Source organism: Lactobacillus sp. UMNPBX12 (assembly GCF_002553955.1).
GTDB lineage: Bacteria > Bacillota > Bacilli > Lactobacillales > Lactobacillaceae > Lactobacillus > Lactobacillus crispatus.
Genome location: NZ_PCYY01000007.1, coordinates 18,548 through 32,735 on the forward strand (window position 1 = coordinate 18,548; position 14,188 = coordinate 32,735).

Annotated in this window: 7 protein-coding genes and 1 pseudogene; all 8 read right to left on the reverse strand. The window is 36.6% G+C overall.

Annotated elements, in window-relative coordinates; all coding sequences use genetic code 11:
• Positions 1 to 22: 22 nt before the first annotated feature.
• A complete protein-coding gene (locus CP363_RS04090) occupies positions 23 to 1,849 on the reverse strand; it encodes an FtsX-like permease family protein (protein ID WP_089145369.1) in 1,827 nt (608 codons plus the stop codon).
• Between the two features lie 14 nt (positions 1,850 to 1,863).
• Complete coding sequence (locus CP363_RS04095; RefSeq protein WP_013086514.1) at positions 1,864 to 2,610, reverse strand: ABC transporter ATP-binding protein; 747 nt, start codon at positions 2,608 to 2,610, stop codon at positions 1,864 to 1,866.
• 546 nt (positions 2,611 to 3,156) lie between these two features.
• The gene (locus CP363_RS04105) at positions 3,157 to 4,578 is read right to left on the reverse strand and encodes a C69 family dipeptidase (RefSeq protein WP_013086515.1); all 1,422 of its coding nucleotides are present in this window, start codon (positions 4,576 to 4,578) and stop codon (positions 3,157 to 3,159) included.
• 44 nt (positions 4,579 to 4,622) lie between these two features.
• Positions 4,623 to 5,921, reverse strand: a complete 1,299-nt coding sequence (gene ftsY / locus CP363_RS04110; RefSeq protein WP_098035874.1) for a signal recognition particle-docking protein FtsY — start codon at positions 5,919 to 5,921, stop codon at positions 4,623 to 4,625.
• A complete protein-coding gene (smc, locus tag CP363_RS04115) occupies positions 5,922 to 9,491 on the reverse strand; it encodes a chromosome segregation protein SMC (protein WP_089146945.1) in 3,570 nt (1,189 codons plus the stop codon).
• A 12-nt stretch (positions 9,492 to 9,503) separates the two neighbouring features.
• Entirely contained in the window at positions 9,504 to 10,193 is a 690-nt protein-coding gene (gene rnc, locus CP363_RS04120; RefSeq protein ID WP_005728467.1) for a ribonuclease III, read from the reverse strand.
• Positions 10,194 to 10,299: 106 nt separating this feature from the next.
• The gene (locus tag CP363_RS04125) at positions 10,300 to 12,069 is read right to left on the reverse strand and encodes an oligopeptide ABC transporter substrate-binding protein (RefSeq protein WP_089146946.1); all 1,770 of its coding nucleotides are present in this window, start codon (positions 12,067 to 12,069) and stop codon (positions 10,300 to 10,302) included.
• 198 nt (positions 12,070 to 12,267) lie between these two features.
• A pseudogene (locus tag CP363_RS04130) lies at positions 12,268 to 14,053 on the reverse strand (oligopeptide ABC transporter substrate-binding protein).
• Positions 14,054 to 14,188 lie beyond the last annotated feature (135 nt).

Genomic DNA, 14,188 nt, shown 5'->3' on the forward strand with positions numbered 1-14,188 from the left:
TTGCAGATCTTTTTTCGTACCATTATTTTTTCAATACAATTCCTTCATAGAGTTTTACTGTAATTAAGTAATAAAGCAAATACAATACTAAAAAGATCGTAAATGGAATCCAAATTTTATCGTATGGATTAGCTAAAATCCCTTTGAAAAATTGTAGTCCAAATAATACATCAATCACACCCAAGACAGCCGGTAAAGTGAACAAGGTACCAATCTCCGCTTTAATCGAGCTCTTTAATAACTTACGTCTTGATCCGACCTTCCACAACATTTCATATCGAGGACGATCACTGTTTGCTCCTGATAGCACTTTAAACATTAAGGTTGAAGCTAACATAGCTAAGAAAGCTAAGCCTAAGAAGAAGCCCATAAATTCAAAACCTGACGCAACGCTTGCTACTAAGCGATATTGAGCAGATTTAGAATTATTCAGAGAAACATAAACTCCTTGTGCATCCTTAGTAACTGTCTGGTCAAGTGACATCTTTTGCAATTTTTCAATATTATTAAAATTACTTCTAAAGTTATTGATTAATAGCAAGGTTACTTGTTTGTTTTTTACAGGAATCTTCACATATTCAGCTGGAGTTACAACTTTAACCTCATAATCAGAATAAGGTGTTAAACTAGCAAGTTGGAAATTCATCTCTTGTTTTTTATTCTTTACACCTGCAACTGTAATCGTCTTTGTCTTCCAATTCATTTGGTCGCCGTTCTTTCGACCAGATTGGAATTTGATTTTTTTCTTAGCAATTTCTTGGTCAGTAACATATAGAACAGGAAACTTCTTTTTCCCATTGACCTTATAATTCAAAGTCGTTTGTTTTCTAACGGCAACTTTTTTAAGTTGTTGATTAACTTTAGCATCCCTTTTATACAACACAGCATCATAATATGTTGCCTGAAGAGCAGTCTCTGTCATATTATTAAAGTTTAATCCAACAGTGATCGCACCTAATGCTAGAGCAAAAAGCAAGGAAATAACAGTTAAAACTCTATTGTAATCACCTAACCTAAATTTTAGCTGACCTAAGGTAAAAGAATGCAGTTTACTGTATTTAAACTTTTTATTTTTCCGTAAAGCATTGATAACTGTAGTAAATACAGAATCAAATACAAAATATGAACCAGCCAAAATAGTGACAAAACCAATTTCAACCGATTTAATTTGCAACTGATGGTAATCCCACATTGCCCAGTAGCCAATGGCTAGAAGGGCAAGGCCTAGAATTACTTCAGTTGCTTTCCAGATTCGGTTATTACGTAACTTAACTGGTTTTTGATCCTCATGCAAAAGCTTGATTACACTAGTACTTACCAATTTATGCCGATTCCAAATTGCAGCCAAGAAGAATAAAACTACAAAGAAAACAACTGTCCATAAAATAGCCGGTAAATAAAAGCCTAAGAATTTATGCAGCTGCAAACCCAATTGAGAGATTAATAACTGAGAAACAACTTGAGTCAAGCCGATACCAATTAAAATTCCTAATGCAGTAGCGAGTAAACCAATAACAACCGTCTCTGTAAAAATTAAACGGCCAATTTTACTATTTCTCGCTCCTAGGATCATATAAGTACCATAATCTTTTTTACGCATACTAAGCAAAAAACTATTTGCGTAAACAATATAGACTAGGGTAATAATAGCTAATAGCGCTATCCCAAAAATAAAGACCATCTGGGTAATTGAAAAAGCAATGGCCATTGAACCCTTAAGAAAAGCTGGATTAATTGCAATGGTCATAAACATATAAAAGATTGCAGCAGCTAGAGTTAGCCCCGAAAACAAAACAGCATAATCTTTAAAGCGACTTTTTAGCCCTGTTAGTGATAATTTCCAAAGCACATCTATACCTCCCTCTAACGTCTACCTAATTCAGCAATAATATCTTGATAAAATTCTTCTCTGGTCTTATTTTCTTTTTTAATTTCTTTGCCGATTTTTCCATCTTTGATGAACAAAATTCTTTGAGCGTAAGAAGCTGAATAAGGATCATGCGTTACCATCAGAATCGAAACTTGATCATTCTTATTCAAGTCTGCCATTGTTTTCAATAATTCCGTAGCTGATTGTGAATCTAAAGCTCCTGTAGGTTCATCACCATATAAAATTGCCGGATTATGGACCAATGCTCGAGCTGAAGCAACACGCTGTTTTTGACCACCAGAAATTTCAGCTGGGTATTTGTCCAAGATAGATTCTATCCCCAATCTTTTGGCAATCGCCATTGCTTTTCCGTCAATCTCCTTTGCCTTCACTCCTTGAAGCGATAATGGCAAGGCTATATTCTCGCGATTAGTCAAATTATCTAGCAAGTTGAAATCTTGAAAAATAAAGCCAATTTCTTTTCCGCGAAAATCTGCCATTTGATTGTTCTTAAGTGCAGTAATGTCTTGCTTATTGACTAAAACATGTCCACTAGTTGGCTTATCTAACGTCGACAAGATATTCAATAAAGTTGTCTTTCCTGAACCAGAAGCACCCATAATGCCAACGAATTCACCTTGTTCAATGGCAAAGCTAATTCCTTTTAAAGCTTGATATTGCTTCTCACCTTTTTTACCATAAGTCTTAGTTACTTGATCCACTCTTAAAATTTCTGACATTTTTATCCTTTCACTAATAATATTACTGTTCTATTCACTTAATACAGTAATATTATATTAAAGATTTGTCAATAATTTTTGCATAAAAAAACTCCAAAAGTAATTAACTTCTGGAGTTCTACTATTTTTACATTACTTATTGTCTTCACTCGACTTAAGCATCTTTTTCAGTACATTAACCAAGCCAAGAGTTTCATCTTTACTGAGCATCCCTGGAATAGTTTGGTCAGTTTCTGCTCGGTGCTTTTCAACTTTCTTTCACAAATCTTTGGCAGCAAATTTTTTGTCAAAGATTTGACCTTGTCATTAGTTACATGCAATTCTTTCGCCAACTTTTCAAAAGTTTTGCCATGCTGATGATGATTTAATTCAATAACAGTTCATTAGCATTAATACCAAATTTTTTTAAATCGTCATTCATTTGTTTTTCAACTTCATTGTTAATCTTAGTAAAAAATGAGCCAATAGTACCTTCTGCCATTGTCTATATTCCTTTCATTTCACATATTATAAAAAACAGCCCTTTTTCGAGCTGTTTTGAATTTATTAAAGATTTTCATCCATATTGAAAGTAAGTTTGGACATGTTGATCGATTCAATCATCATTTGACCCCAAAGCTTTTCAGTTTCCTTACGAGTATGGGCAACAGTCTTTTGATTTTCCTTAGTCAAATATTCAGTTAACTCATCACCTGATTTACCTTCTGCACCAGCAATAATTTCTTCAACTCGACCTCTGAAGTAGCGGTTAAGTTCAGTTAAATAAGTAGTATCAAGCTGAACAAATTGTGGGTAATGACTTTCAACGATAGCTGCAAATGACTTGTAATACCACCATGCATCATTCATATTGTAATCCATTGAGGTATTGTTATATGAAGGATCAGTATCATTCATATTAGCAAAGAATGGTACAAATGGAGTGAAAGTTGGACCACCGATACATAACCACATAATAGCCGCACGATCTGCTGGAACATCACTTCTAATTTGCAAAATATGAGCATTTTGCGTACGGTTCAAACCGATTGGACGGTAGCGATGTTTTTCTTCATCCGTACCCTTACCAAATGGATCATACGGGGTATCTTGGTAGTGTGAACCTAAAGCAAATTGAATATCTTCCTTAGTGATCTTCTTAGCTGCCTTACGAATAAATGGAATATCGCCATCTTGTGGGTCTTGTTCAATTTCGGGATTGAACAATTTTTGAATATACCATTGACGGTTGGTGTTGTAGTGACGATCTTGTTCAGTATAGGTGCCAAAAATATGACGGAAGTTCCAGCCTTCATGATCTGGGTTCAAATGGTGTTCTTCAACAAATTCTTGAATACCTTCACTCCACATGAAGTAATCAGGATTATCAAAGTCAACTTGTTCAATCGCAACTCGATTACCAGTTGCAGCGTAACAATCATCTGGAATGCGCTCAGCTACCCAGTGGTGACCTGTAACAATTTCCATGTACCAAATTTCATCTTTATCACTGAATAAAACTGAGTTACCAGCTGGTGAACCGTACTTAGCAATTAACTTACCTAAATATTGCACACCATCACGAGCTGAATGAATGTATGGCAAAACAGAAGTCTGCATGCAGTCTTCATCTAATCCATCTTTAACAAGTGGATCAAATGCTAAAGTTCTCTCATTACCATAAGTTGATTCAGTACATGACATTGCAACGTTTTCTTGGTTAATTCCACTTTCATCGTAGTAGCCACGATGCTTGTAATCAACATTAGGAACAGCTGGTACACGTTGCGCATCTTCTGGCAAGTCCATTTCAAACTTGTTTAACCATGACTTAATATGTTTCTTTTCACCATGACGGGCTGGCTCAATAATGAACTTTTGTGGGGTAATTGGACGAAAAGTGTCATCATTACGAGCAATCATAGTGGTGCCATCAATCGAGGCATTTTTACCAACTAAGATAGTAGTACAAGCACTATATTCTTTCATAAAATTCTCCTTATAAAACTATATTTACATCTCTAACTTTATCACTAGACCAAGCCGTGGAAAAGACCGATCGCATAATTTGCAGCATCAAAATCAGCTAAGTCTTCAGCTCTCTCACCTAAGCCAACCAATTTAACCGGCAAATTCATTTCGTTACGGATAGCTAGAACTACCCCACCCTTAGATGAGCCGTCCAACTTAGTTAAAACAAGCCCAGTTAATTTGGTGGTCTTGTCAAAGTCTTTGGCTTGCAAAAGCGCATTTTGCCCGGTTGAACCATCTAACACAAGCAAGGTTTCTGTTGGCTGATCTGGTAAAAGCTTCTTGATTGTTCTTTGAATTTTTTCCAATTCAGCCATTAAATTCTTCTTATTTTGTAAGCGTCCCGCAGTATCGACTAAAAGATAGTCAGCTTTTTCATTGATTGCCCGTTCAGTTGCATCATAAACAACAGAAGCAGGATCAGCCTTTTCTTTACCAGTAACTACGGGTACGTCAACACGTTTTCCCCATTCAACTAGCTGTTCAACGGCACCCGCTCTAAAGGTATCGGCCGCAGCTAAAATTACTGACTTTCCTTCATCCTTAAAACGTTTGGCTAACTTACCGATTGTAGTAGTTTTACCTGCACCATTAACACCAACAAATAGGTAAACGTTAGGTTTAGCTTCAGCATTATACGTCAATTGCTCATCTTCGCTATTGCCGCCTTTATCATAAAGGTCAACCAACTTTTCAACGATTACTCGCTTCAAGTCATCACGTGACTTAGCATTTTGCAATTTAGCCTCTTCACGCAATTCATCAGTTAATTGTTCAGCAGTTTCATAGCCAACGTCAGATTCAATTAATAAGTCTTCTAGATCATCGAAGAAATCTTCATCAACTGTTCTAAACTTGGCAAAAAAGGCGTTAAGTCTTGCACCAAATCCTTTGTTAGTCTTTTCTAGCCCCTTTTCATAAAGCTGTTCTTGTGATTCTGTTGGCTCCTCATCAGAAACTTCAGTTTCTTCAACTTGTTCTTCTGTTTCAGTCTCAGTAGTCTCTTCTACTTTAACTTCTTCAGGCTGTTGTTTAGAATCTAAATCTACTGCTTTTTCTTCATCACCAGATTCAGCTTCTACCTCAGAGTCTTCTTGTGCTTCTACTGTTTGTTCTTCTTTATCAGTAGTTTCAGTTTTCGATTTAGCTTCATCAACTACTTTTTCAGATTCTTGATCATTATCTTCTGATTCAGGCTTAGCTTCATTTTCTTGCTCAGTCTGTTTTTCTTCTTTTTTGTTTTCATCCTCTTCGTCTTTTTTACCAAAGAGTGATTTTTTTATTCGATCAAATAAACCCAACTATTTCACCTCATTTTTATTCTTCATTTCTTTTAATGATACCGACAATACTTGCGAAACGCCAGATTCTTGCATAACCACACCATATAGTTGGTCAGCCTGCCGCATCGTCCCTCGTCTATGCGTGATCACGATGAATTGGGTTTTCATATCGTATTTAAGCAAAAATTGCGCAAAACGAGTAACGTTTGCATCATCCAGGGCAGCTTCTACTTCATCAAGTACACAAAATGGTACCGGATTAACCTGCAACATGGCAAACAACAAAGTAATTGCGGTTAACGCGCGTTCACCACCAGAAAGCAGACTTAAACGTTGCTGCTTTTTGCCAGGCGGCTGTGCGATAATCTCAATTCCAGTTTCTAGCAAATTATTAGGCTCAGTGAGTTCCAATCTAGCTTTACCGCCACCAAAGACAACTGGAAAAATACTCTTAAAGCTAGATGCTACTTGATTAAAGGTACTCTTGAAGCGCGTCTTAACTTCTTCATCTAACTCGTTCATTGACTTTTCAAGGTCATCACGAGCTTTTAACAGGTCATTTTGCTGACCATTCAAAAAGTCATAGCGCTTTTTCACATCTTCATATTCTTGAATAGAATCAAGATTTACTTGGCCAATATCTTCAATTGACATGCGATGCAACTTCACGCTTTTAGCCAGTTCATTGCGCTTTTCTTCAGTATTTTCGCCTTCTGCTTGCTCTAAAGCAGCTTCAAACGTTAAGGCATACTCTTCACTCAAAGTTGACAAGCGCTGATCAATTGCGGAATTAAACTTCGCAATCTTTACTGAGTAATCTTCTTGTTCAATTGCTGCATCTTTGCGTAAATCATAATTACGACTGGCAACTTGGTCAAGTTGATTAATCTGCGCATCAACTTGTCCTAATTGCGCACTAAGTTCATTCAGCTTCTTTTGCAGAGTTTCATTCTTTTGCTTAATTTCAGCTTTTTGTGTTTGTAAATCAGAATTCTTTTTAACTGATAATTCACCATTTTGACTTAATTCAGTTAATTTCTGCTCTAAGCTATCAGTTTGCTTCTGATTATTAGTGATCTGAATATTTTTTTCTTTTTCCTGACTAGCTAAGTTTTCCAACTTATTAGTATAAACTGCAATTTGAGGATCAAGCTTTGATAATTCCTCTTGTACACGTTGACTTAAGCTATTGAAGTTCTTAATCTTTTCTTGCAAGTCATTCATTTTGCCCTTTTGTACTTCATTTTGCTTAGCCAATTGTTCCTGCTGATCATTAGCCTGAGTGATTTCTTTCTTTAAAGCAGCAATCCGATCTTGTTGTTCTTTTACTCGAGATTTATATAAACTATTAGCATCAGTTAGCCGCTTTACTTCCTTTTCTTGATTTTGGAAAGAAATAGCAGCTTCATTAATCGCTTGATTAGTCTCCTGCAAAGTATCACGCAGTTGTTGCAATTTAGCCGCAACTTTTTCACCTTGAGTAACTAGCTCATCTAACCGTTCTTGATCTTCAGCCAAATTTTGTCGTAAAGTCTGTAATTGCTTCTCTAACTGATTAATTTCAGTTGCCGTCTGCAGTGGTGAATTATTACGTTGGTTTCTTTGACCACCAGTCATCGAACCACCTGGGGAAATCACATCGCCATCTAAGGTAACAATCCGATAGCGGTTAACTCGACGTGAAATTGACATTGCACTATCAATCGTATCAACGATAATCACACTACCCAGCAAATAATTAATCGCAGCAGTAATATCTTGATCGGTTTTACTTTCAACTAAATCACTTGCTACGCCCTTAAAGCCACTAAAAGATTGCAAAGTAGTGATAGTTGACTGTGGAATAGTGTATTGACGCAAGCCATCTAATGGTAAAAAAGTAGCTCGTCCACTACGACTACGCTTTAATTGATTAATTGCATCCCTAGCACTAACTCTGCTTTCAGTAATCAAATCCTGTACGCCACCGCCAAGAGCCGTCGTCATTGCAGCTTCTAGCTCAACTGGAAATGTAATCAATTCACCCACAGCCCCGATCACACCAGGGAAATCAGATAGATGATTCAAAACATTACGTACACCGTAGTAATAACCCTCATGCCGCTTTTGAATATTTACTAAAGCTTCATGTCGTGCTTCAACTTTCTCTAATTGACTGCGCTCTGCGTTAACGGCTTGCCGAATCTGATTAATCTGTTTAGTTAAATCATTATTTTGATCATTAACTTGCGCAAATTTTTCTTTTTCCTTTTGCCGCTTAACTGTCAGCTGCTTGCCTTCAGTTCTCAGCTTTTCCAGTTCAGTCCGAGCATCGGTTAGCTGCTTGCTTACATCACTATTTTGATATGTAGTGTCTGCCTGACTACGTTTTAATTCAGTATTCAGATTAACAATCTGATTATTAGTTGTAGCCTGATCTTGTAAAAGTTGAATATAGTCGTTACGACAATCTTCTAGTCGCTTACTCAATTCTTCTGGATCATCGTGCAATTCACCAGTCAATTGATCATGCTGCTCTTGTAAAGCATCTTGCTCCTGCTTAAGTTGCTTTTTATTCCGCTGCAGTTCAGACAATTCATCCTTTAGCTTAACCAAGCTATTTTTCAATTCTTCAACTTGACGTTGAGTTTCTACCCTAGTTGAATTATTAAACTGTTGTGATTGCTGTGCGACCTGCAAGTTAGTATTGATCTGTGATAATTGGTCACTTAGCTTTAATAATTCACTCTGCGTTTGCTCTCGCTCATTTTGAATTTTTTGATATTCTGCCCGTTTTTCAGAAACAGCACTTTGCGAACCTTTTACTTCATTATCCAGTTTTGTTAACAGGATTTGGTTCCTATCTGCTGCTTTTTGGACTTCTTCTTTTTGCCGGTTTAAATCCTCAATTTCAAAAGCTAATAGACTTTTTAATTTCTGATCTAGTCCCTTCTTTTGAAATTGATATTCTTTAGCCAGCGAACTTTGCTCATGCAGCGGCTCCAATCGACCTTCAAGTTCTTTAACCAAGTCATTGATTCTAATTAAATTATCCTTGGTTTTCTCCATTTGCGCCCTGGCAGCTTCTTTTTGTTGTTTAAAATGCAAAACACCAGCAGCTTCTTCAAAGATTACTCTTCTTTGTTCAGGACGAGAATTCAAGATTTGATCAACTCGACCCTGAGAAATAATTGCTAGGCTATTAGGTGAAATTCCAGAATCAAGAAAGAGTGTCCGCACATCTCGCATCCGCACTTGCTGATTATTAATTAAAAAGTCACTGTCACCTGATCGCAGAATTCTTCTAGTAATTGAGACCTGATCTGAATCAAAAGCCAACTCACGCTTTTTATTATCAAAAACTAAAGTAACTTCCGCCTTATTGAGCGGCTTGCGAAATTGACTACCGGCAAAGATGACATCCTTCATATTCGTTCCACGTAGTGACTTAGCACTGGATTCACCCATTACCCAACGTACGGCTTCAGTAATGTTACTTTTCCCCGAACCATTAGGACCAACGATTCCCGTAATTCCATCATCAAAATGAATAGTTGTCTTATCAGCGAATGATTTAAAACCATCGAGCACTAATTCTGTTAATGGCACTTTTTCATCCCCTTATTTTTCTAATTTTTGTAAAGCGACCTTAGCAGCTTGTTGTTCAGCTGCTTTCTTATTGTGACCCTCACCTTTTGATTCAACTTTTCCGTTAATTTTTAGTTCAACAACAAAGTGTGAAGGTAATTGAGATTCACTAATAACGGTGTATTCGATATTCACAGGACCATCTTGCTGCAATACTTCCTGCAAGTCTGTCTTATAGTCGCGTGAATCATCGAATTCACCCTTATCAATCAATGGATAAACTGTTAAATGCAAAAAATGTTCAACTGCTGGCATCCCTTGATCAAGGAAAAGTGCCCCATTGAAAGCTTCAAACACGTCTTCCAGTAAAGTTTTGCGGTGTCGTGCTCCAGCTTTTTCTTCACCATTGCCCAAGTGAATCTCATCTTGAAAACCACATTCAATGGCGAATTCTGAAAATCCTTCAGTTCGGACAATATTAGATCTCAAACGAGTTAATTCACCTTCATTCAACTTAGGATAATGAAGATAAACATAATTCGAAACGGCTAATTCTAGCACAGCATCACCAAGAAATTCGAGTTTTTCATAATCGCGAATTCCATCATTGGGATGTTCATTTGAATATGAAGAATGCGTAAATGCTTCTTCTAATAGCTTTTCATTGTTAAATTCGATATTATAATCGTCTTTTAATTTTTTTAAAAACTTTGTACTTACCATAAAAATGCCCCTTTTTATACCTATAAATTATACCAGTTTTCGGGTCACAGAAAAAAGACCGCTTCTAAAATTTAGAAACAGTCTTTTGTAATTTTAAATAATTGCTTTACTTAGCGTAAGCAACATTGTACCAGTTAGGGAAACCATTACCCATTGAATCCGATGGCTTAAGTGAGTAACCAGTAAGCTTCTTGTTAACGGCAGTAATTGAGTAACTATTAGCTATAGGAATTACGTAAGCTTCATCAAACATGTACTTTTGCCATTCATGGAATTTTTCAACTCTGTACTTGTGGTTGAAGGCCTTCTGTGAATCCATTTCGTCAAGTAACTTGGTGTTTTCAGGAGTTACGAAACGTGAGTAGTTCATTGGAGCCTTTTCGCTATACAAGTCATTAGGTGATGGTTCACTTGATAATGACCATGCACCAATAAACATATCTACTGATGGATCATCGTTTTGAACCTTGTCATAGAATGAATTGAATTCGATTAAACGACCACTAGTTAACTTAACGTTCAAGCCCATCTTCTTCCATTGTTGGATGTAGTTTTGAACGATTGGTTCTGCTGTTGAACTACCAGTCATAGCAGCTAAACGAATAGTTAAAGGCTTGCCATTAGGTTGTACACGATAAGTACCCTTCTTCTTGAAGCCAGCCTTATCCAAGATTTCATTACCCTTCTTGATATTGTAAGTGTAACCCTTAATATCCTTGTCAAAGTAATCACCAAATTGTTTTGGAATCAAAGTTGGAACTCTGAATGATAAACCAAATGAGTAACGCTTGTAAACTTGGTTAACGTTCATACCATAACCAATAGCTTGACGTAAGGCCTTGTTATTCATCTTAGAATTCTTGTCCATTACGTTTTCGCCCTTCTTGGCATCCCACTTACCAACCTTAAAGCCTAAGTATGAGTATTGTAGTGGAATTTTAGCGATAAAGTTAACGCCCTTAGTATCCTTGATGTTCTTCCATTGTGAGTTGATTACTTGAGTAACGTCAAATTTTCTTGACTTAATACTTTGAGCAACTGAGTTAGGGTTAATTACTGTAGCAGTAATCTTTGAAAGCTTTGGCTTACCCTTGTAGTAGTATTCGTTAGGAACCCAAGTTACTGATTGACCACGAACAACCTTTTGCAACTTGTAAGCACCAAAGAACAATGGCTTCTTACGGATCTTATCACTTGACATTAAGTCCTTGAATTTAACATCTTTCAAGTAGTGGTAAGGAGCAGCAGCTTCCCAAATGTAACCATTACCTGAAGTGTTCATACCAGGTTTCATCGTCTTAAAGTGAAGAACTGCTTTACGGCCGTTTTCACCATCTGGCATTTCAAAGCCTGAGATAGTCTTTGACTTACCTTCATGGTATTCTTGTAAGCCTTCCAAATCAGCTAAACTTGAAGTGTAACGTTGTGACTTAGTGTCTTTGTTAGCAATAATTTCATAAGCGTATTCATAGTCCTTGGCAGTAACTTGCTTACCATCTGACCACTTAACACCCTTCTTAATTTCAACAGTTACGGTCTTAGCTTTTTGGTCAACCTTAATTGTTGCAGCACCTTTATCATTGAAAACATAGTGATCATCAGTACCAAAAAGGAATTCTGCACCATATTGCATAACTTCAGTATCAGTAGCTGAAGTTGAAAGTTCGTCGTTGAAGATACCAGTAAATGGGGTATCAGCTTCAACAGCAACCTTAACAGTACCGCCATTCTTAGTAGCCTTAGTAGGAACAGCTTCCTTAAACTTAGAAGCAGTCTTTGATTCATCAGAATGAGATTCTGACTTACCACAGGCAGCTAAGGTAAGAGCTACACCTGATAACAGTGTAATACCAGCAAAAAGTTTTGCCTTTTTCATTAGTAAAATTCCTCCATTACTTGGAGCAAGTTGATTACTTAATTTTATCACTATTACAAAAAGATAACAATAGCATGAAAAAGACAGGTATTCGAATTAAGATACCTGTCTTTTCTATTAGTTAGTTATTAGAATTTAATATAAGGAATTTGTTTATGTTTAGAATTTTGGAGTTTAGTTTTACTAATGATTAATGAATTACTTAGCGTAACCAACTTGGTACCATAATTGGTGACCGTTGTTATTTTGTGATGGTTTGGTTGAGTAACCAGTAAGTTTGTTATTAACTGCAGAAATACTGTAAGAATTATTAGTTGGAATTACAAATGCTTCATCATACATGTACTTTTGCCATTCATGGAAGACTTTAATACGGTAATTAGTATCAAATGCTTTTTGAGAGTCCATTTCTGCAAGCAACTTGTTGTTTTCAGGAGTTGCAAAACGCTCATAGTTCATTGGTGAGGTTTCACCATACATAGATGCTTGTGATGGCTCAGAAGCTAAGCTCCAACCTGCAGAGAAGAAGTCAATATCTTTAGAGTCGTGTTGCACCTTGTCATAGAATGAGTTGAATTCCATCAAACGGCCACCAGTTAACTTAACATTAAGACCGATCTTATGCCATTGTTGCAAGTAGTTTTGGGTAATAGCTTCTGCGTTTGCAGAGCCTGACATTGAAGCGTAGTGAAGAACTAATGGCTTACCATTTGGTTGTACACGCCACTTACCCTTCTTCTTATAGCCAGCCTTGTCAAGCAATTCATTAGCTTTCTTTAAGTTGTAATTGAAGCCCTTAATACTACTGTCGTGATACTTACCAAAGCCTGAAGGAATCAAAGTATTAATTCTAAAGCTTAAGCCATGAGTATAACGCTTGTTAACAGCATCTAAGTTCATTGCATAGCCGATAGCTTTTCTTAAATTCTTGTTACCAACCTTAGAATTCTTATCCATTACATTCTTGCCAGTCTTGGAATCCCACTTACCGACTTTAAAGCCAAGATAACTATATGCAAGTGGAACCTGAGCAACCCAGTTAACACCTTTAGTATTCTTAACTTGATCCCATTGTGAATTAATTACACCAGCAATGTCGAACTTGTGACTCTTGATAGCTTGAGAAGCTGAGTTAGGGTTTACTACAGAGATGGTAATTTTATCCAACTTTGGTTTACCTCTCCAGTAGTATTTGTTAGGAACCCAAGTTACTGATTGACCACGAACAAGCTTATCAAGCTTAAATGGGCCAAAGTATAATGGCTTCTTTCTGATTTGATCACTTGATTGAAGTTTATTAAATGGAACGTTCTTTAAATAATGATATGGAGCAGCTGATTCCCAGAAGTAACCATTACCTGAGAAGTACATACCAGGCTTTAATTCTTTATAATGAATTACAATAGTGCGACCCTTTTCACCATCTGGCATTTCAATCCCTGAAATAGTTTTTGCCTTACCCTCATGATACTCTTTCATACCTTTAATTTCTTCCAGAGTAGAATCATAACGTTGAGCTGCTGTCTTTTTTGTTAGCTAAGATTTCATATGGATATTCAAGATCCTTAGCATTTACTTGTTGACCATCAGACCACTTAACACCCTTCTTAACTGTAATAGTTACAGTTTTGGCTTTCTTGTCAATCTTCATAGTTGCGGCACCTTTGTCATTGATTCTGTAATGATCATCGGTGTCAAATAATGATTCTTCACCTGGAGCTGCAACGCTTGAGTCAATTGCAGAAGTTGCTAATTCATCTGAGAAAATCCCAGTAAACGGAGTATCAGTTTCTAGAGCAACTGATACACTACCACCTTGTTTAGTAGCTTTCTTAGGAGTGGATGCTGGGAATTTTTGTGCATCCTTAGCACCAGCATTATTGCTTTCACTCTTGTTACCACAAGCAACTAACGCTAATGCTGCCGCAGAAACGACTCCTACTGAACCCAATACTTTGATAATTTCATACTTTGTTTCCCCCATCTAGGATACAATTCTTTTTCAATAGTTATTTGAATCAAGTTGATGATTAAATAATACCACCATAAATTAGAAATGCAATAGTTTTATGGAATAATTTTTAATATTTATTTTATTTACTTTAAATAAGATTTTAGT